The sequence below is a fragment of the Thermoflexibacter ruber genome, assembly GCF_900113045.1.
Taxonomy (GTDB): domain Bacteria; phylum Bacteroidota; class Bacteroidia; order Cytophagales; family Thermoflexibacteraceae; genus Thermoflexibacter; species Thermoflexibacter ruber.
The window spans coordinates 22,574-43,331 of record NZ_FONY01000037.1; the positions used below are offsets into that span (position 1 = coordinate 22,574).

A 20,758-nucleotide genomic window follows, 5' to 3' on the forward strand; every position below is an offset into this window, starting at 1 on the left:
ATTAATTGACAACAAAGACACAAGAAACACAAGTTTTATAAAAAACTCATAACTCATAACTCATAACTTTCTCTACTACATAGTTTTGCATATCTTTCGTCAATTCTGCATACATAGGCAAGGAAAGAATCTCATGCTGGTACTGACTTGCTATGGGAAACTCGCTTGCTCGGTGCTTGTAATGTGCATAACAAGGCAAAAAAGGCAAAGCAGTAGGATAGTGAATCGCCGTTTGTATGCCTTCTTTTTTCAAAAACTGCATTAATTCATTTCTTTGCTTAGTCCTGATGACGTAAAGGTGAAAAACATGATTACTATTGGGACGGATAGCAGGCGTATGAATCGCTGAGTTTTTTAATAGTTCATTATAATAAATGGCATGATTGAGTCTTTGGTCGTTCCAAGTAGTCAAGTAGGGAAGTTTGGCAGATAAAATTGCTGCTTGCAAGGTATCTAATCGGCTATTTCTTCCTTCTATTTGGTGGTCGTGTTTGCTCAGTTGCCCGTGATTGCAAATTCTTCTTGCTTTCTCGGCTAAGGCATCATCATTGGTAGCAATAGCCCCTGCATCTCCGTAAGCTCCTAAATTTTTCCCTGGATAAAAGCTAAAAGTGGCTATATCTCCCCAAGAACCCGCTTGTTTCCCTTGTAAATTCGCTCCATGTGCTTGGGCGCAGTCCTCTATGACTTTAAGTTGGTATTTTTTTGCAATTTCTACGATTTGAGGCATATCTGCCATTTGTCCGTACAAATGTACAGGAATGATTGCTTTAGTATGAGGAGTAATTTTTTCTTTTATCAGTTCAGGATTAAGCGTATAAAAATCCTTGTCAATGTCTATAAAAATAGGTTTTGCCCCTACATTGCTCACAGCCTCAGAGGTAGAAATCCAAGAAATGGCAGGGACAAGCACCTCATCGCTTTTACCGATTCCTAAGACCTGTAAAGCGATTTCTATAGCATCAGTTCCGTTGGCACAGGAAATAATGTGTTTGATGCCTGTCCATTCGCTAAATTGTCTTTCAAATAGCTTTACAGGCTCTCCTCCTATGAAAGTAGCTTGCTCAATAATGGTTTGAATGGTGCTATCTATTTCTTTTTTAATACTTTGGTACTGTGCTTTTAAATCTACAAAGGGGACTTGCATTTTTGTTTTGGTGGTTTTAAGGTTAGGCTAAATTTCTAATTTTGCGTGCAGGATTTCCTGCATACACACCTGATTCCGTAATGTCTTTGGTAACTACGCTTCCTGCACCGATGACTACATTATCGCAAATACTGACAGGTAAGATAGTAGCATTTGAGCCTATGTACACATGATTGCCGATATTGGTTCGTTTCCATTTGGTCTTATCGCCTTGTGCTGGCTTGCCGTCTTGGAACAGGTCATTGATAAACATAACGCCATGTGCCACTACACAGTCGTCGCCTATGCTTACTAACTCGCAGATGAAAGAATGAGATTGGATTTTGCAACGTTTGCCAATGACTACTTCTTTTTGAATTTCTACAAAGGGACCTATGAAAGTATCATCTCCTATTTTACAGCCGTAGAGATTGACAGGTTGCACTACTTTTACATTCTCTCCCCACTGCACATCTACAATTTGTATGTGTTTTTCTATGTACGCCATGTATTAAGATTAGTTTTTAGCACTAACCGCCTGATAGATTTTATCAATAATTTCTACTGTTTTCAAGCCCTCGAAACCATTAGTAGCAATAATGCCTTGCTTAGTCAATACTTCTACTACGTTTTCATATACTTTATCATGGTTGGACATAGAGCCTTGATAAGTTCCGTAGTTATTGGCGGTGTTGCCTTTGGGCAAGTGCTGAATCTCAAAGTTTTCTATTTGTTGATATTCAAGTTCATTCAGGTACTGCCCACCTATTTTCACTGTGCCTTTTTCTGCAAAAATAGTCAGCGAACCTTCCATATTTTTTTTGTAAGCATTAACTGTATAATTAATAGTGCCTATTACGCCGTTGTAAAACTCCAAAGCAACTACCCCTGCATCCTCGAACTCTACTATACCTTGGTGGGCATAATTTGCTGTAAAAGCATGAACTCTTCGCACATCGCCAATGAGCCAATAAAGCAAGTCTATGAAATGACTAAATTGAGTGTAAAGCGTTCCTCCGTCTAAGTTTTTCTTTCCCTTCCAGTCTGATGTAGTATAATAATCGTTATTTCTGTTCCAAAAACAAGAAAGTTGGATACTATAAATTTTACCTAATTTGCCTTCGTCTATTAGCTTTTTTACTGCCTCTACGGGAGGATTAAAACGGTTTTGCTTGACTATGAACAATCTACGATTTGCTCTTTCTGCTTCTTTTATCATTTCTCCGCAATCATAAACCGAAGTAGCCATAGGTTTTTCGCAAAGCACATGGAAGCCAGCCTTCAAGGCAGCAATAGTATGCGAAGCATGCAAAAAGTTAGGAGAACAAATAGAAATGACATCTATGTTTTTTTCATTGGCTAATAAATCTTTGATGTCTGTATATTTATTGACTGTCCAAGGCTGGAGTTTTTCTTCTTTATTATCACAAACGGCTACTAATTCTCCTACTTTATTAATATGTTCTATATGCCTTTTGCCTATATTTCCACACCCTACGACTGCAAATCTAACTGAGCGATTTCCTGTTTTTTTATCTGCCATGATTGTTGGTTCATCAAGATATGGGCATTGAGGTACTTCCAAATCTGTGTACATTCGTACCTGTCCCAAGTATTATTTTTTACTCTTTGTGCTACAAAATTAGCAATTAGCTTGCCATTCCAAAGAGGGCTTTGTAAAAAAGATTGGGAACAGACTGTATCTAAGAGATATTCTTTGAGTTCGCCACTAAACCATTCATACAAGGGAGCAGAGAAGCCTATTTTCAAAGTCCTCTGTCTAATGCCTTCTGGAATAATGCCTTGCATGGCATCGCGGAGGATTTTTTTGGTAAAACCACCACCTATTTTGCTTTCCAAAGGCAAAGAAAAAATATAAGTAACTAACCGCCAATCCATAAAAGGCATTCGGATTTCTACTCCATGAGCAAGCGAGGTACGGTCAAAATTCCTTAGAATAGTAGGCAAAGTTGTTTCATGAAAAGTCTGATACAATACTTGGTCGGCAAGGGGAAGGTGTCCCGTTTCTACAGGTTTGTCTGTAAGACTTTCTAAATATAGTATTTGAAAATCAGGTAGCCATCTGGTATTTTCTATGTATAAGACTTCATTAATTTCTTTTTTTAGTATCTTATTTTTCCAATCTTTATAAATACTTCTCAAGAAATGAGGTGTTAAGTTCTCGTATAAGAAGGTTTTGAGTTTGAAAGGAACTTTGTGGTTTTCTAATAATCTTTGTTTTGCTTTTTCTCTCTCTGCTATGGAGAACATTTGCAAATAAGTGGTTTCTATGTCTTGGGCAAATTGGGAATTACCTGCTTGCGTAGCTTGTTTGTAAGCCATTTTAACCAAATGAGGATAGCCTAAGAGCATTTCATCTACTCCATGCCCATCAAGGGAAACCCTAATTCCGTCTTGCCTCATGGCTTTGTAAACAGCAGAGGAGGAGAATATAGGCGAGTCATAAATATGGTCAAACAACAAAGTACTTTCTATCAAATTTTTGGAGATATTCTCTGCATCAGGGTATATGTACCTTGCCTCTCCCTGTGTATAATCTATTACTTGGTCTGCAAAGTGCTTTTCGTCTTGGGAAGTATTAGGAAAAACAGCAATGTATGCCCTTTGCCAATTTGTAGGTACTCTTTCAAAGCTGGTTTTTATGGCTTTTCGCAATTGATGTATGTTGCAGTAAATAGACGAAGAGTCCAAGCCACCACTGAGGGCAGTACCAATAGGCACATCGCTACGTAGCCTTAGTAAGCAAGAATTATCAAAAATTTCCTTAAATTGGGTAACTTGGTCTTCGTATTTTTCTGGTACGCTTACCAAATTGTCTAAAGTATTCCACCACCTTTTTTGTTGGATAGAGTTTTGGTTAGGTCTGATAAAGAGATAATGCCCGCCAATGACTTGGTAAATATTCTCAAAAATAGTATGCCCTAAACTGTCCAAGTGCTGATTTTCTACGATTTCATGTTGAACTTTCTGATAATCAAATCTTCTCTCAAAGCCTTCTAAATACTTGAAAGCAATAGTTTCGGAGGCAAAAGCAAAAAGTTGGTGAGGAATAAAGGTGTAATAAAGAGGAGAAATAGCAAATCTATCTCTGGCTAAGAATAAAGATTTTTCCCAGCTATCCCAAATAGCAAAAGCCCACATTCCGTTGAATTTCATCAAGCAATCTACTCCCCAGTAATCCCATGCAGCCAAGATAATCTCTGTATCTGTATCGCTCAGAAATTTATAACCTTTGCCGATTAGCTCTTTGCGAAGCTCAATAAAATTGAAAATTTCTCCATTGAAAGTAATCCAATACCTACCATTAGCATAGGTCATGGGCTGCTTGCCTCTCTCGCTCAAATCCAAAATAGATAAGCGACGATGCCCTAAAGCTAAGTGTGCTTCATTATCTATGTAAATTCCCTGCCCGTCAGGACCTCTATGCGACAACGAATTAGTAAAATCGACGATTTTTTCTTCAAAAATTGGCTGTTTGTCTAAATGCCAAACCCCCGTGATACCGCACATAAAAAGGGTATAAAGTTGTCTAATAAATAAATAGGGAAGTAGTAGCTGTGAGATTGATTTGTAGTTGAATTTTTTTTGACAAAAATAATAAGGAAAACTTGTAAATTCAAAAGAAAAAATGATTCTAATGTATTTCTAATTTGTATGAAATCACATTACATTCTCTGTACAGACAAAAAAAATGTGTATTTTTGACAAAAAATTCAAAAGTGAAAGTATGGATTTTACAGAAGTTTATCCTGAACAGGTGAAAACAGAAACACAGTGTGGATTGTCTATTGCTTTCTTTCCTGACCTTCCTAATGAGTGGCAAATTAACTTAGAAAGTCGAAGGTACATAGGCAATAAAGCCAAGCTAAGCACATGGTTGTCTGATATTCTTCTTGAAAGCACCAATTATTACAAAGATTGTGATACCTTTTTTGATGTATTTGCTGGCACGGGTTGCATAGCAAAATCTATGTTTGCAAGTTTTAAAAAGGTGATTGTCAATGACATTCTGCACTCCAATCAAGTAATTTACAAAGCCTTTTTTCTAAAAACTGCATGGGACAAAGCAAAGGTTTTTAATCTTTTAGATACTTATAATACGTTAAATACCAACAAACTGCCTGAAAATTATTTTTCTGAAAATTTTGGTGGAAAATTTTTTGACCATAAAAATGCAAAATTGATTGGATACATTCGTGAAGACTTGGAGCAGAGAAAGCGAGAAGGCGAACTGAATGAAAAAGAGTTCTGTGTTTTGCTTGCTACACTTATTTATAATATAGACAAAATAGCAAATACCTTAGGTCATTTTGACGCTTACATTAAAAAGCCAATTAGACATCAAACTTTGTACCTAAAATCCATACAACCAATTGAATTTGAAGGAATTGAAATTTATAGGGAAGATGCAAATGACTTGGTGCGAAAAGTGAAAGCAGACATTGCCTACATAGACCCACCCTACAATTCCCGACAGTACAACCGCTTTTACCATATTTACGAAAACCTCACCGAATGGAAAAAACCTGAACTTTTTGGTGTAGCTTTGAAGCCAAAACCAGAGAACAGTAGTGTGTATTGCACCACCAAAGCAAAAGAGGCTTTTCAAGACTTGGTAGAAAACCTTGATGCCAAATACTTAGCAGTATCTTACAACAATACCTATAATGCAAAAAGCCAGTCTTCTGAAAATAAGATTAAATTAGTGGAAATTGAGGAAATTTTGAAAGCAAAAGGAGAAACAAAGGTTTTTGAGTGCGACCACCCTTATTTTAATACAGGAAAAACAGAATTTAATGAGCATAAGGAATTATTATTTATTTGTCAATCAATTAGAAACTAATCTCACATTGCGAAGCGTAGCCTATTCCCAAAGTAGCTATCAATAAAACTTAACAATGAAAATCACTCATATTCGCATCATTAAGGAAAACTTAGCCCTCAGCCGCCCCTATTCCATTGCTTATCAGACAGTAAGCGAAGTAGAAAATATTTTGCTTGTCTTAGAAACAGATACAGGAGAGGTGGGCATAGGCAGTTCGGCTCCTTCTGAGCAGGTAGTAGGAGAGTCAGTAGAGCAAGCCTACCACACCTTGCAAACTCACGACTTTTCTTGGCTTATTGGCAAGGAAATCAAGTATTTCCAACAACTTTGCTACGAAGTATATCAGCGATTCCCCCAGAGCAAGGGAAGCCAAGTGGCTTTGGATATTGCCTTGCACGACCTTTATGCCAAGTTTGTAGGTAAACCTTTGGTAAAAATTTGGGGACAGAAAATCATGTCTTTGCCGACATCTGTTACTATTGGCATCAAAAATATTCAAGAAACCATAGCAGAAGCTGAGGAGTATTTGGAAAAAGGTTTTCAAATCTTGAAAGTCAAATTAGGACTGGATGTAGAAGAAGACATAGAACGCTTGGTAAAGTTAAGGCGATGGGTAGGGAAAAGAATCAAAATTCGCATAGACCCTAATCAAGGATATTCCTTACCACAATTTCTCGACTTTTATGAGAAAACAAAAAAGTTAGGCTTGGAACTCATAGAGCAGCCCCTTCCTGCAAATGCCATACAAGAAATGAGGAGTTTACCTCTTAAAATCAAAGCCAAGATTGCCGCTGACGAATCTTTGAAAGATGAGCTTAGTGCCTTTACCCTTGCCCAAAGACCTGTGGCTTGTGGGATTTTCAATATCAAATTGATGAAAAGTGGAGGGCTAACCGAAGCAAGAAAAATCATGCAAGTAGCTCGCCGCTCCTCTATGCAACTGATGTGGGGGTGCAACGATGAGAGTGTTATCAGTATCTCAGCCGCCTTGCACTTGGCTTTCTCCTCGGAACTTACGCATTACATAGACTTGGATGGCAGTTTTGACCTTGCCCATGACATGGCAGTAGGGGGCTTTGTGCTTGACAAAGGACAAATGTTTTTAACTGAAGCAAAGGGTTTAGGAGTGCGATTAGTTTCATAAGACTACCTCACTGCTCCAGTAATTTCTTCAGTTTTTCCATAGAGGCTTTGTTATACTTGCAATGTATCATTTGGTTTATGCCTTCCTTTTCTTTGGCAGTTAGTCGCCAACTCAAAGAAGCAGGTTGAGCAGACGGCGGGAGGTCTGCATTAGTCGGTTGCGCAAGCAGTTCTTCTAAATATTGAAACTCTACTAAACTCAACTTCCCTTCAAACCAAGTTGTAGCATATTCTAAATCAATCTCATTGCGCACATTTTGGATACGTGTTAAGTTGCCTAATACATCTTGTAAAGGACTAAATAAATAGTTCAAAAAGGTACGCTCTTGGTGCTTAGGGCTTATTTCTTTTTGTGTATCTCTGATAGAGAGAAAAATTACCCCAGAGGTATTGGCACTAATCCATTCTCTAAAAACATAAAGAAAACGTACTGCATTGTCTATCCCAAAATTGTCGATGAGTCCAGCGTCCATTATCTCCATTAGAGGCGAAGAGGGTAACAAGACATTAGGCGTAATATAAGGGAAGGTTGCATTCATTCGTAAAGCAGTTACAAAATGCAGGCTATCAGCATCTTGTTTTTCAAAAAATCGCCTAAACTCTATGCCTTTGATGTTAGTAGGCAGCTCTTTTTTATCAAAACCTCCTACGGAAGTAAGGTAAGAAATATTTTGAGGAGAAATCAATAACTTTCTGCCATCATTGATGATACAAGGGGAAATAATCATCATAGGAATCTTTGCTTGAGCCTCTGGCAACTGATAGTCTATCAGTCGTTTATCTAAAATATTTTCTGTGTCTGTGATGATTTTTCTTTCAAAAAAATAACTGCGGTCTTTGAAGTACGACTTGTCGCCATAGCTGACTTGTTGGAATCTAAAACCTAAGTCGCCCGTAAGTAAGGCAAAAATAAGAGGATTTAGGCGGTCTTTGGCGATGTTGTCCAAATATTTTCTGTTACTTATATTAATAGCTTGATTCTGTTGCTTTTGTAAGTACAACTCTCTAAAATAGGCCGCTCCTATCATGCCTCCAGAAGCCCCTGTCATCAGCATAGTTTGATTTATTACTTTCTCTCCAAAGGCACTGTCTAAGGCTTGTAAGCATCGCAAAGTCCAGACGGAAGCTCGCTGCCCGCCTCCGCTACTACAAATGAAAATCATTTTAGGTTTTTGAGAGGCAGGAAATTTTGCCCGCCAATTTTCCAGTATTTGTGTAGTCGCTTTGAAGTCAGCTAAGTAGTTTTCTTCATTGGCTAAGTCTTTGATTCTTTTGAGCGAGTAATCTGCTTTTTTTCTGTAATCCAAACCAAATGCTTGATTATAAGGTTTTTCTTTTCCTACTCTTAACAAACTTGTATTTAAAATAATCAGAATAAGAATAATAACAAAGCCCGACCAGCCCCTAAACCAATACGAGATAGCCCCTACCAGCATCATTAACACTGAAATGAGAATCATACTACTTGCCGCTACGGGAATTTGCATATATTCCACATCTCTGAAAATGCCTAAGACCACCAAAAAAGCAAAAGAAACTGCCTGAATTACAAGAGCATTGAGTTGATTTTGGTCAAAAATTTTTAACAAATCTTCTTTGTTATAAGAATAATTATAGCGAATTTTTTTCAAGTAAAAAGGCAGTTGAAAATAAGACTTTACTGTAATTCTATGGGTTTGTGTATAGGCTAATCTTTGCATGAGAAAAAAGCGATTTACTTTATTGCGACGCAACCGCTTGTCCACATTCTCAGCTAAATGCTTGAAAATGTCTTTATTGGTATAGCGAAAATAAGTAAAAAATACCAAAAGCATTCCTACTAAGCCTGAAACTAAACCCGCTACTTTGAACCAAACTTCGCCATAGCCATAGTCGTATTGGTATTTGATGAAGTTATATAGGTAAATCAGGGTAAAAAGCAAAGGAATCAGGCTGTTGTTGACACAAAACTTGGTAAAAGGTCGCCTAAGCGATGCCAAAAAGCCAAAGCGATGCCCTATCAGTATATAGCAGGTAATATGAAAAGACATGGACAAAATGCCCAAACCTGCTCCTACCAAGAAAAAACTGAAAAAATCTACTTTGCCTAAGTATTCCGCATCTAAAAAAAGATAGGGAATCCCTAAGTCTTTGCCAAAATAGCCCATGACAATAGCTGTAAGCATTGCCCAGAGTAAAAGAAGCACTTGGCTCTTTTTCAAGTGATAAATAAGCAGTTGGATGGGGAAAGAATAAAAAAGTAAATGAAGCATTGCGTATTGGTTATAGTATTAACAAGTCCTTAACAAAGTTTGAAAATTCATTAACAGCGAATTTCGCCGTAGTACGTTATCTTTGTAGTATTCAAAATAAACATATTTTAAACCTAAAACAAATCTTGTACTTAATCTCTTAAATTTTTAAACAATTATTTTATCATGAAAAAGTCAATGCTATTCACTTTCATTTTTGCACTTTTATTCAGTGCTGTAAGTTTTGCACAAACTAACAATGCACAAACTAAACCTGCTAATGTTGCTGCTTTCCAATGGTTACAACCAGAAACTAAGGATTTTGGCAAGATTCCGCAAGGCACACCAGTAACTGCTACATTCAAGTTCAAAAATGCAGGTAAAATACCATTAGTGATTTCTAACGTACAGGCGTCTTGCGGTTGTACTACACCAGACTATAGCAAAGCTCCCATTGCTCCAGGGGAAACAGGCTTCGTGATGGCTACTTACAATGCGGCAAGTCCTGGTTCTTTCTACAAAAATGTTACTGTAACTGCAAATGTAGAAGGTGGCTCTGTGGTATTGTACCTCAAAGGCGAAGTAGAGGCAAGGTCTGCTAATCAATAAACTTTGACCTGATAAAGAAATATACGTAAACCCTAAGGATTTATAAATCCTTAGGGTTTATGCTTTGGATTGTAAAATAGTTATACTTATTGGCTTACTTTTGTTTTCAAAGAGTGTTATATACTTAGCCAATCTATTCCTTTCCTTAATAAGGATTGTGTTTCTGCTTCATTAGAATTAGGCTCAGGCTGATAGTTATACACCCAGTTGGCTTGAGGAGGAAGGCTCATCAAGATAGATTCCGTTCTGCCGTCAGTTTCTAAGCCAAACTTTGTCCCTCTATCCCATACCAAGTTAAATTCCACATATCTACCCCTACGTACCCGCTGCCAATGCAATTCTGCTGTGCTATATGGTAAGTCCTTGTTCTTGTGCATGAAGTAAGTGTAAATTGGAGCGAATGCAAGCCCTACTTCTTTGACAAAATCAAAAAGTTGTTTTTTGGAAAAGCCTGTTTTCCCCTCATTCAAGTAGTCAAAAAATATCCCTCCTACTCCTCGGGTTTCGTTGCGATGTTTGAGAAAGAAATAATCGTCTGCCCATTTTTTGTACTCAGGATAAAAGTTTGTGTGGTACTTATCGCAAACTGCCTTTAACTGCTCGTGAAACCAGCGTGCATCAGCCTTGTCTATATAGTGCGGAGTGAGGTCTATGCCTCCTCCAAACCACCAAGTACCATGGCTCATCTCAAAGTACCTGACGTTCATGTGGATAATAGGTATCATAGGGCTGACGGGGTGCAAGACAATAGAAACCCCTGTGGCAAAGAAAGTAATTTTGTCATTTGTTGGCAGATTCATCATTTGCAGGAGCTTTTCAGACATTTCTCCGTACACTGCGGAGAAGTTTACGCCTCCTTTCTCTAAAATATGTCCATTTTGAATGATGCGAGAGCGTCCTCCACCGCCGCCTTGTCTTTCCCAAAGGTCTTCTTGGAATTGGGCTTTGCCGTCTGCTTTTTCCAATGCTTGACAAATCTGGTCTTGTAGTCCTTGAAACCAAGTGGCTATTTGATTTTTATTCATAAAATTGGGTATGTGTGCAAATTTTCAATTATGCAAAACTATTCATTTTTTTCATATCAAAGTATTTGATTTTATTCTCAGTGTGCCAAACTTTCATGCACATTTTTATATATTTGTAAAAGTGCAGTTTTACCAATTCAATTTTTTAACATTATACGACTATGAAAGAAGAACAAATTTTGCCTATCCCTGCCAATATGGAAGTAGAGGAATTTAGAAACTCCTTGACTATCAAGTACAAATGGAGCAAACTCATGGGTTATGCCTTATTAGTTTTCTCAGTAATATGGAACAGCTTTATCTTTTTTGGCTTCATTATGAATATGATACAAGACGGATTGCCGTTTTTTGTCTATATATTTATGTTGCCTTTTATAGGGGTAGGTGTCTTTATGTTCTATTACGGCTTAGCAGGTATTATGAACCAAACTATTATCACGGTTTCTTTTGATAGTGTCAATGTAAAACATACTCCTCTACCTTGGGTAGGAAATAAAGAGATTTTCAAGTACGATATAAAACAACTTTATGTAAAACAGCACATTCACAGAGGGAAAAATGGCACTTCTTATACTTACAGTGTCAATATCATAGATAAAGCCAATAAAGACATCAAATTGGTAGATAATTTGCAAAACCCTTCCGAAGCAAGTTTTATTGAGAAGAAAATGGAGCAGTTTCTGAAAATAGAAGATAAGCCTGTAAGTGGGGAATACAAAGGCTAAAAATAAAAGAAAATCGCTTTGGCAGAAATGCCAAAGCGATTTTCTTATTTTAAATTTCAGTAATGCTTACTTTTTCACTTCTTCATACTCTACATCGGTGTATTCTGCCCCGCTTTGATTATTGCCTCCTTCATTAGGGTTTTGTCCTGTTTGTCCGTTGCTTGAGTTTGCCCCTGCATTCTTGTAGAGGTCTTGAGAAGCTGCCTGCCAAGCACCATTCAAGGCTTCCATAGCACGGTCTATGCCAGCAATGTCTTTTTCCGCATGAGATTTTCTCAAATCCATGAGTGCTGCCTCAATCGCAGATTTGTGCCCTTCTGAGAGGTTTTCGCCATATTCTTTCAACTGTTTTTCAGTATTGAAAATCATGGCATCTGCCGCATTGATTTTCTCTATTTTTTCTCTTTCCTCTCTGTCTGCTGCTTCGTTGGCTTTAGCTTCGTCTTTCATACGTTGGATTTCTGCATCGCTTAAGCCTGAAGAAGCCTCAATACGGATTTTTTGTTGTTTCTTTGTACCTAAATCCATCGCAGAAACGTGCAAAATACCGTTAGCATCTATGTCAAAGGTTACTTCTATTTGTGGTATGCCCCTTGGTGCAGGCGGAATACCATCCAAGTGGAAGCGTCCTAAGGAACGATTGTCCTTAGCCATAGGTCGTTCTCCTTGCAAAATATGGATTTCCACAGAAGGCTGATTGTCTGCGGCAGTAGAGAAAGTTTGAGATTTCTTTGTCGGGATAGTTGTATTGGCATCTATCAATTTGGTAAATACGCCACCCAAAGTTTCAATACCCAAAGAAAGAGGAATGACGTCTAACAACAATACGTCTTTCACCTCACCAGTCAATACTCCACCTTGTATAGCCGCACCTATTGCCACTACTTCATCAGGATTTACACCCTTAGAAGGTTTTTTGCCAAAGAATTTCTCTACTTCCTCTTGAATTTTGGGAATACGAGTAGAGCCTCCGACCAAAATTACTTCATCTATATCTTTTAACTCTAAGCCTGAATTTTTCAAAGCACGTTTGCAAGGCTCAAGCGTTCTTTGTATCAAGCTATCTGCCATCTGCTCAAATTTAGACCTTGAGAGTGTGCGAACTAAGTGCTTAGGAATACCATTGACGGGCATGATATAAGGCAGGTTGATGTCTGTTACCATAGAACTTGACAGCTCAATTTTTGCCTTTTCTGCTGCCTCTTTCAATCTTTGTAAAGCCATAGGGTCTTTGCGCAAGTCCACACCTTCATCTTTTTGGAACTCATCTGCCAACCAATTGATAATCACTTGGTCAAAATCATCTCCCCCAAGGTGAATATCGCCGTCTGTAGATTTTACTTCAAATACACCATCGCCCAATTCCAAAATAGAAATATCAAAAGTTCCACCTCCTAAGTCGAAAACAGCAATTTTCATGTCTTTGTGCTTCTTATCCAAGCCGTAAGCTAAAGCAGCCGCTGTAGGTTCGTTAATGATACGTTTTACGTCCAAACCTGCAATCTGTCCTGCTTCTTTGGTTGCTTGGCGTTCTGCATCGTTGAAGTAAGCAGGAACAGTAATGACTGCTTCTGTTACGGTAGTCCCTAAGAAATCTTCTGCGGTTGCTTTCATTTTTTGCAAAATCATCGCTGAGATTTCTTGAGGAGTATAAAGTCTATCCCCAATACGTACACGCGCTGTATCGTTCGGACCGCTTTCTACTTTGTAGGAGATAGTTTCCAGTTCTTTTGTTACATCTTTATATTTTTTACCCATGAAACGTTTGATAGACATTACCGTTTTGTTTGGATTGGTAATTGCCTGACGTTTGGCAGGGTCGCCTACTTTGCGTTCACCGTTATCCATAAAAGCTACTACTGATGGTGTAGTTCTCTTGCCTTCGCTATTGGCGATAACAACAGGCTCGTTACCTTCCATGACGGCTACGCAGGAGTTCGTTGTTCCTAAGTCAATGCCTATAATTTTTCCCATGATGTTTTATTGTTTTTATATTTAAAATTATTTGATATTCAAATACTTGTGTTGTTATTGGCTTGTTATCAATCTTAATTCATAACACTTTTAACAATCTATATGCCAAGAGGTTTTACTGTCATTTTGACAGCAAATTTCTGACAAATAAGCGTTTTAATTTCTTATTTTGTGGCTTAAACTGTATAAAAACAAGACATTCTTGCTTAATATGCTTTTCTTACACTTCTTGATTTTTATTTGCTGACCATTTTTCTATCAGATATACGATAGCAAAACCTAAGATAATAAGAACGAAAGCAAAGAAAAGTTCAGCATCTTTACCCGTAACCTGTTCATAGACATTAGGTAAAACACTTTTGTCCAACAAAGTTTTTTCATTTCCTTTGCTGTCTATGTAGGTTTGCGTAACTTGTCGCCAAGGCCAGACCTTGTTTAGTGAACCTACCATAAAACCTGTAAGCAGGGCAATAGTCAAATTGTGGTATTTTTTGAGCATCCAATTCAAGACATGAGAAAAAGACAAAAGCCCCACTACGCAACCTACTAAGAAAGTAAGTAAAGTACTTATATTCTCAAAAGTAAATTTCAAACCTGTAATTTCCTTAATGACAGAAAAAATATAGTGGTACTTGCCCATGAGCAAAAGAATAAAACTCCCAGAAATCCCCGGTAGAATCATCGCACAGATAGCCACAGCACCAGAAAGGAAAATAAACCACAGGGCAGTGGGCGTGTCCACAGGCACAGCTACCGTAACATAAAAAGCCACAGCAATTCCTACTAATAAAGCTAAAATAGTTCCTATACTCCATTGGGTAATTTTTCTGCCTACTGTAACTGCGGACGCAAGTACCAAACCCAAAAAGAAAGACCACAACAAAATAGGGTGGTTTTCCATGAGGTACAAAACCAGTCGCGACAAAGACAGCAAAGAAGTGAATATGCCTGCAAATAAGGTAATTAAGAAGTTAGCATCTATTTGCGACCATAAACCTTTGAAATCGAACTTGAAAAGGTACTGTAAGGCTTTGCCATTGATAGAGCGAATGGCATTGATGAGCCTTTCATAAATTCCTGAAATAAAAGCGATTGTCCCGCCTGAAACACCTGGCACTACATCTGCCGCTCCCATAGCGATTCCTTTGAGGTAAATAAAGAAATATTTTTGCATTTTGATTGGTTTAATTTTTGCCTCAAAGATAAAGATAAAATTTTCTATTTTCTATTATCTTCTCCCATGACCATACTTAGGTAGCTTTCATAGCGACTTTGGGCGATTTCTCCATTTTCTACTGCCTTGACTATGGCGCAGTCTGGCTCGTGTAAGTGGGTACAGTTGTAGTACTTACACTGTCCAAAACGCTCACGCATTTCAGGAAAAAAATGACTGATTTCTTCTGCTTCTATGTCTATCAACCCCAATTCTTTAATTCCGGGAGTATCTATGAGGTAGGTTTTAGGGCGAATCTCAAACATTTCTGCAAAAGTAGTAGTATGCGTACCTTTGAGGGAATAATCAGAAATATCTCCTGTTTCTAAACCCAAATAAGGGGCTATATGGTTAATAATTGTAGATTTGCCTACGCCTGAATGTCCCGAGATAAGTGTTTTTTTCCCTTCTAAAAGTGCATTGATTTTTTGAATGTCATTTTTGTCCAATGCAGAAATTGCCAAGGATTCATAGCCAATTTTTTTATACATCTCTACTAATTCTTCTTGGAAAACTAAGCCATCACCTTCTAAAAGGTCTTTTTTGTTGAAAATCACCAAAGTAGGAATCCGGTATGCCTCTGCACTTACTAAAAATCTATCTATAAAACCCAAAGAAGTACGCGGAAAAACCAAAGTAGCTATGAGCATGGCTTGGTCTATGTTCGCCGCAATGATGTGTGCTTGATTTTTGCGATGAGTAGATTGCCTGATGAGGTAGTTTTCTCTTTCTAAAATATCATTGATAAGCACGGTATTTTGCTCTACGTTTTCTATCTCAAAATCCACATAATCCCCTACAGCAATAGGATTGTTGCTTTTCATCTCCTCCTGTTTCAGTTTTCCGCGTAGTCTTCCTATGTATTTGTTGCCCTGCTCGTCTGCAATATCGTACCAAGAACCCGTAGAGCGCATGATTAATCCTTTCATTTTTAAGTATTTCTATGATAAATCAATTTTTCCTCATTATCTCCAAATACATTCACCCTGACCGTAGGCAAGTTCAGAAAATCATGAGGGAAACCCAGTTCAATAGCACTAATTTCTGTCAATCGTTTCATCTGCTCTTGGGGAATGGTGAAATTCAGACAGCCTAAACAATCTTCTATTTGGCTTGCTTTTCGCCCTCCGATAATGGGAATTACTTGCGAATGTTGTTGTCTTAGCCAATTCAAAGCGACTTGGGCAGGACTTACTCCTAATTCTTGGGCTACCGCGCTTACCTCTTTGGCGATTGCTCTATTGCGTTCATTGATTTTCAGGCTTTTTTCTGTTAGCCTGACTCCACTGCTTGGAATGCTGTCGTTGTATTTTCCTGTCAGCATTCCTGCCCCCAAAGGCGACCAAGGCGTAATCGTCATGCCAAAGTGATGTGCCATAGGGATTAACTCTCGCTCTGCAGTACGCTGAATAAGGCTGTACTCTATCTGCAAGCCTACAAAAGCCGACCATCCTCGCAATTCAGCTAAGGTATTTGCCTTGCTGACTACCCAAGCAGGCGTATCCGAAATTCCGATATAATGCACTTTTCCTGAGCTAACTAAGTCTTCCAATCCTTTCATCACTTCCTCCACAGGCGTAGTTTCGTCCCACATGTGTACCCAAAGCAAGTCTATATATTCTGTATTGAGCCTTTTCAAACTACTTTCCACAGAGCGCATCATGTTTTTTCTGTGATTCCCAGAGGCATTGATGTCATCTCGCCTATCATAAAGCGTATATTTAGTAGCTACTACGAACCTATCTCTATCGTATGCGATGAACTCTCCTATGTATTTCTCACTTGTTCCTTCGGTGTAGCGGTTGGCAGTATCTATGAAGTTGCCCCCTTGATTTGCATAGCTATCAAACATTTTTTTACTCTCTTCCTTGTCCGCTCCTGTTCCCCATTCTTGTCCAAAGGTCATAGTTCCAAGGCAGATTTCTGATACCCTAAGTCCACTTTTACCAAAAAGTTTGTATTTCATCATGGTTAAATTTGTTGAATGTGATTTGAGTTTTATTTTCAAAATTAAGCATTTTGCTTACCATTATCAAAATTTGCAATTAATTCCTAATTTTACATTTTGATAATCCAAATAATTGAGAAATGAAGAAATTGTTTTTAGCTGTATGTATTTTCTTTTTTGCTTTACCCTCACAAAGCCTTGCCCAGTTTTCTATTTTGCGAAAAATTCCCGTCAAGCCTGTCTTAGATGTAGGATTTAGTACGTATGGCAATCCCCCTCCTAACATGGAACTGAAGCTGTTAGGTTCTCGTGCTTTTAATTTAGCCATGCTGTATGAGGTGTATATTAGCGATTACTTTACTTTTAACACGGGTTTAGGTGTATCCGTAGAGCGGTATAGTTTTGACAAAAATGTTACACTAAGAGAAACCATAAATAGTCAAAATAGTAAAATTGTTGGGATTTTCCCACTGCCTTACAGTGATATTCGCAAGTCCTTACTTTCTCCTACTTACTTAGACCTACCTGTAGAATTTCGTGCTGTAACTTCTACGGGGAGAGAAACTTTCAGATTTATCGTAGGTTTTAAAGCAGGGGTATTGGTTTCAGCAAAAACGAAAATAAAGTATGGTACAGGCGATGATATAAGAAAAGAAAAATTACACGATGATTTCTTTTTAAACCGCTTTCGCTACGGCATATACGGCAGGGTAGGGTATAAAAATTTGCACCTGTTTACTTATTATAGCTTGTCAGATTTGTTTCAAAGCGGGAAACTAAGCCCTAATCAAGAAGTAATGCCGCTGACCTTTGGTTTAAGTTTTTTGATGTTTTGATGGACATAAAAAAACTATAAGCCATACAATAGGTATAAAAAAAACCTTCCCCTCTCCCCCTCTTGCGGTTTGGAGAAATCGCTCTTTCAGTTTAGGAAACTGACTGCACGAAACTTTTTTAGATAATGATTTATGGATTGGGTTAGTGCGTTACTACTTTCTCTCGTATCTATCCTGCGTTCCTGAGCAGGAGATTTTTTGATTAATCAGAAAAGATGATAAAAGTCATCTTTTTACTGCAACAAAAGTCATTTTTTCTTAGCCTTCTAATACTCATTTTTGTAGTGTAGAATTAACCAAAATTCAAACAATGAGTGTCATTTTTATTCTTATCGGAATAAGCATCTCTGTAGCTCTTGTGTTTTTAGGGCTTTTTTTGTGGGCTGTCAGAAGCAAGCAGTACGAAGACGATTACACGCCATCGGTGCGTATGCTTTTTGATGACGAGTTGAAAAAATAGAGATTATCGCTAAGACAATGCTTAATAATAATAAGAAAGCAAAGCATTTATAATCAATAATTTATAATATATTAATTCATAACTAAACACATGACATCAGAAGTATTAGACAAACCTATTGAAAAAACGACATCGCAAGTCTTGGAAGCATTTGATTATGATAATGTTACACCAAGAAATTTTGCGATTGCGAGCATAGTTTTCGGGGTAGTCGGAATGTTGGTCGGTGTAATTGTTGCCTTCCAATTAGTCTATCCAGAGTTAAATTTTAATTTGCAGTTTACTACATTTGGCAGAATTCGTCCTTTACATACCAACGCCGTCATTTTTGCCTTTGTGGGAAATGCTATCTTTGCAGGTATTTACTATTCGCTCCAAAGACTTTGCAAAACCAGAATGTTCAATGACACATTGAGCCAGATTCACTTCTGGGGGTGGCAGTTGATTATTCTTGCGGCGGCTATCACGCTTCCTTTGGGGATTACTACTTCAAAGGAATACGCTGAGTTGGAGTGGCCGATTGATATTGCGATTACCTTGATTTGGGTAGTATTTGGTATCAATATGATAGGCACGGTCATTAAAAGACGCGAACAGCATATCTATGTAGCTATTTGGTTTTACATTGCTACTTTTGTAACAGTGGCAGTTTTACACGTAGTCAATTCTTTTGAATTACCTGTTAGTTTTTTAAAAAGTTATTCTTGGTATGCAGGTGTGCAAGATGCCTTAGTACAGTGGTGGTATGGACATAATGCTGTAGCCTTTTTCTTGACTACGCCTTACTTAGGCTTGATGTACTATTACTTGCCTAAGGCGGCGCAGCGACCTGTCTATTCGTATCGCCTCTCAATTGTTCACTTTTGGTCTTTGATTTTCATTTACATCTGGGCGGGGCCTCACCACTTATTGTACTCTGCTTTGCCTGATTGGGCGCAGTCCTTAGGGACAGTATTTTCTGTTATGCTGATTGCACCTTCTTGGGGGGGGATGGTCAATGGTCTTTTAACTATGAGAGGTGTTTGGGACAGGGTCAGGGAAGATGCTATCTTGAAATTCATGGTCGTTGCATTGACAGGTTACGGTATGGCTACCTTTGAAGGTCCGATGCTTTCCTTGAAAAATGTTAATGCTATCGGACACTTCACCGACTGGATTGTGGCTCACGTACATATTGGGGCGTTGGCGTGGAATGGATTTTTCACCTTTGCAATGTTCTACTGGATGTTCCCAAGAATGTTCAATACCAAACTTTATTCTACTAAACTGGCAAATGTGCATTTCTGGATAGGTACATTAGGCATCTTGTTCTATGCCATCCCCATGTATTGGTCTGGATTTACCCAAGGGCTGATGTGGAAGCAATTTAATGCAGAGGGTTCTTTGCAGTATCCTAATTTCTTGGAAACTGTCAATGCGATTATTCCCATGTATGCGATGAGAGGTTTAGGAGGCTTGTTGTACTTAGTGGGTGTATTCATCATGATTTACAACCTTTGGAAAACTGTAGCAAGTGGCAAGTTTACTGCCAATGAACCTGCTCAAGCGATGTCTTTAGCCAAAAATGTAGTAAATCACGGCGACCATGTTCATGGCGACCATGTTCATGGCGACCATTGGCATAGAAAATTGGAGAGAAAACCAGTCAAATTAGCAGTTTTTGCCTTAATAGCTATTTTGATAGGTACTGCCATAGAGCTTATTCCTACTTTCTTAGTAAAATCTAATATCCCTACGATTTCAAGCGTAAAACCTTATACACCGTTGGAATTACAGGGGAGAGATTTGTACATCAAAGAAGGGTGTGTAGGCTGTCATTCACAAATGATTCGTCCATTCCGCTCTGAAACAGAACGTTATGGCGAATATGCCAAAGCAGGCGAATATGTCTATGACCATCCCTTCTTATGGGGTTCTAAGCGTACTGGTCCTGATTTGCTCAGGTTAGGTGGCAAATACCCAGACTCTTGGCACTATAACCACATGCTTGACCCTACTTCTATGTCCCCCGGTTCTATTATGCCTGCTTATCCTTGGTTGTTTGAGCAAGAGTTAGACAATACCAATTTAGAGGCTAAAATCAGTGCTATGCGAACTTTGGGAGTGCCTTATCCTCTGGGTTATGAGCAGCAAGCCTTAGCAGACTTAAAGGCACAGTCCGAGCAGATTGTGAAAAATTTGAAGGAAGCTGGCATAGAAGCCAAACCAGAACAGGAAATCATTGCTTTGATAGCTTACTTACAGCGCTTAGGTACAGATATTAAAGTAAAATAACATAAAAATCTGGAATGAATATAAAATCTGGAGTCTGAAATAAAAATGTAAGATTTAAAATTCCAGATTAAAAAAACTAACATATTTAAAACTATGATACGCAACGTTTTAGAATCCATACAAGGCATAGATATTTTCCCAATCATCTCCTTGACTATTTTCTTTGTCAGCTTTACACTCATGTTGATTTGGGTACTAAAAGCAGATAAAAAATACATTAAGAAAATGTCTGAAATGCCCTTAGAAAAATAAAATCAATGTTTGGAAACATGGTTTGTGTTGTATGTAATAGCACATGAAACAATGCCAAGACCATTGAGTACTTGTTATTACGTACTAAACGCAATA

18 protein-coding genes are annotated in these 20,758 nt (G+C 38.1%); 8 read left to right on the forward strand and 10 right to left on the reverse strand.

Features of this window, described 5'->3' with window-relative positions; genetic code table 11:
• Nucleotides 1-46: 46 nt before the first annotated feature.
• The 4 genes from BM141_RS17555 to asnB are packed head-to-tail and all read right to left on the reverse strand — an operon-like array spanning nt 47 to nt 4,657.
• Nucleotides 47-1,147: a DegT/DnrJ/EryC1/StrS family aminotransferase gene (locus tag BM141_RS17555; protein ID WP_091548775.1), complete on the reverse strand. Its 1,101-nt coding sequence runs from the start codon at nt 1,145-1,147 to the stop codon at nt 47-49.
• A gap of 22 nt (nt 1,148-1,169) precedes the next feature.
• Nucleotides 1,170-1,634, reverse strand: coding sequence for an acyltransferase (locus BM141_RS23740; protein ID WP_091548776.1), 465 nt, complete (start codon nt 1,632-1,634; stop codon nt 1,170-1,172).
• A 9-nt stretch (nt 1,635-1,643) separates the two neighbouring features.
• A complete protein-coding gene (locus tag BM141_RS17565; RefSeq protein ID WP_091548777.1) occupies nt 1,644-2,669 on the reverse strand; it encodes a Gfo/Idh/MocA family protein in 1,026 nt (341 codons plus the stop codon).
• Entirely contained in the window at nt 2,621-4,657 is a 2,037-nt protein-coding gene (gene asnB, locus BM141_RS17570) for an asparagine synthase (glutamine-hydrolyzing) (protein WP_091548778.1), read from the reverse strand. The genes BM141_RS17565 and asnB overlap by 49 nt, the downstream gene beginning before the upstream one ends.
• 217 nt (nt 4,658-4,874) lie before the next feature.
• On the opposite strand from asnB, the gene BM141_RS17575 reads away from it, so the two are divergent.
• Both BM141_RS17575 and BM141_RS17580 read left to right on the forward strand, forming a co-directional pair.
• Nucleotides 4,875-5,990: a DNA adenine methylase gene (locus tag BM141_RS17575; protein WP_091548804.1), complete on the forward strand. Its 1,116-nt coding sequence runs from the start codon at nt 4,875-4,877 to the stop codon at nt 5,988-5,990.
• A 55-nt stretch (nt 5,991-6,045) separates the two neighbouring features.
• Complete coding sequence (locus BM141_RS17580) at nt 6,046-7,116, forward strand: mandelate racemase/muconate lactonizing enzyme family protein (RefSeq protein WP_091548779.1); 1,071 nt, start codon at nt 6,046-6,048, stop codon at nt 7,114-7,116.
• A gap of 7 nt (nt 7,117-7,123) precedes the next feature.
• Here BM141_RS17580 and BM141_RS17585 read toward each other — a convergent pair whose 3' ends face one another.
• Complete coding sequence (locus tag BM141_RS17585; RefSeq protein WP_091548780.1) at nt 7,124-9,367, reverse strand: patatin-like phospholipase family protein; 2,244 nt, start codon at nt 9,365-9,367, stop codon at nt 7,124-7,126.
• 165 nt (nt 9,368-9,532) lie between these two features.
• On the opposite strand from BM141_RS17585, the gene BM141_RS17590 reads away from it, so the two are divergent.
• A complete protein-coding gene (locus BM141_RS17590; protein WP_091548781.1) occupies nt 9,533-9,955 on the forward strand; it encodes a DUF1573 domain-containing protein in 423 nt (140 codons plus the stop codon).
• A 116-nt stretch (nt 9,956-10,071) separates the two neighbouring features.
• On the opposite strand, the gene hemF is transcribed toward BM141_RS17590, so the two are convergent.
• Nucleotides 10,072-10,980 carry an oxygen-dependent coproporphyrinogen oxidase gene (gene hemF / locus BM141_RS17595; RefSeq protein ID WP_091548782.1) on the reverse strand — a complete coding sequence of 303 codons (909 nt, stop codon included), beginning with the start codon at nt 10,978-10,980 and terminating at the stop codon, nt 10,072-10,074.
• A gap of 161 nt (nt 10,981-11,141) precedes the next feature.
• Between hemF and BM141_RS17600 the strand changes: the two genes are divergently transcribed.
• The gene (locus BM141_RS17600) at nt 11,142-11,705 is read left to right on the forward strand and encodes a hypothetical protein (RefSeq protein WP_091548783.1); all 564 of its coding nucleotides are present in this window, start codon (nt 11,142-11,144) and stop codon (nt 11,703-11,705) included.
• Between the two features lie 66 nt (nt 11,706-11,771).
• Here the strand turns inward: BM141_RS17600 and dnaK are convergent, their stop codons facing one another.
• The 4 genes from dnaK to BM141_RS17620 all read right to left on the reverse strand — a co-directional run bounded on the left by dnaK (nt 11,772) and on the right by BM141_RS17620 (nt 16,861).
• Nucleotides 11,772-13,679 carry a molecular chaperone DnaK gene (dnaK, locus tag BM141_RS17605; protein ID WP_091548784.1) on the reverse strand — a complete coding sequence of 636 codons (1,908 nt, stop codon included), beginning with the start codon at nt 13,677-13,679 and terminating at the stop codon, nt 11,772-11,774.
• 220 nt (nt 13,680-13,899) lie between these two features.
• On the reverse strand, nt 13,900-14,853 hold the full coding sequence (locus BM141_RS17610) for a polyprenyl-phosphate transporter (protein WP_091548785.1): 954 nt from the start codon (nt 14,851-14,853) through the stop codon (nt 13,900-13,902).
• Between the two features lie 44 nt (nt 14,854-14,897).
• Nucleotides 14,898-15,821, reverse strand: coding sequence for a ribosome small subunit-dependent GTPase A (rsgA, locus tag BM141_RS17615; protein ID WP_091548786.1), 924 nt, complete (start codon nt 15,819-15,821; stop codon nt 14,898-14,900).
• A 2-nt stretch (nt 15,822-15,823) separates the two neighbouring features.
• Nucleotides 15,824-16,861 carry an aldo/keto reductase gene (locus BM141_RS17620; protein ID WP_245764098.1) on the reverse strand — a complete coding sequence of 346 codons (1,038 nt, stop codon included), beginning with the start codon at nt 16,859-16,861 and terminating at the stop codon, nt 15,824-15,826.
• 119 nt (nt 16,862-16,980) lie between these two features.
• On the opposite strand from BM141_RS17620, the gene BM141_RS17625 reads away from it, so the two are divergent.
• From BM141_RS17625 to BM141_RS17640, 4 genes are all read left to right on the forward strand, one after another.
• On the forward strand, nt 16,981-17,676 hold the full coding sequence (locus BM141_RS17625; protein ID WP_091548787.1) for a porin family protein: 696 nt from the start codon (nt 16,981-16,983) through the stop codon (nt 17,674-17,676).
• Between the two features lie 310 nt (nt 17,677-17,986).
• Nucleotides 17,987-18,136: a cbb3-type cytochrome oxidase assembly protein CcoS gene (gene ccoS / locus BM141_RS17630; protein ID WP_091548788.1), complete on the forward strand. Its 150-nt coding sequence runs from the start codon at nt 17,987-17,989 to the stop codon at nt 18,134-18,136.
• A 90-nt stretch (nt 18,137-18,226) separates the two neighbouring features.
• Nucleotides 18,227-20,410, forward strand: coding sequence for a cytochrome-c oxidase, cbb3-type subunit I (ccoN, locus tag BM141_RS17635; RefSeq protein WP_091548789.1), 2,184 nt, complete (start codon nt 18,227-18,229; stop codon nt 20,408-20,410).
• 93 nt (nt 20,411-20,503) lie between these two features.
• A complete protein-coding gene (locus BM141_RS17640) occupies nt 20,504-20,662 on the forward strand; it encodes a CcoQ/FixQ family Cbb3-type cytochrome c oxidase assembly chaperone (RefSeq protein ID WP_091548790.1) in 159 nt (52 codons plus the stop codon).
• Nucleotides 20,663-20,758 lie beyond the last annotated feature (96 nt).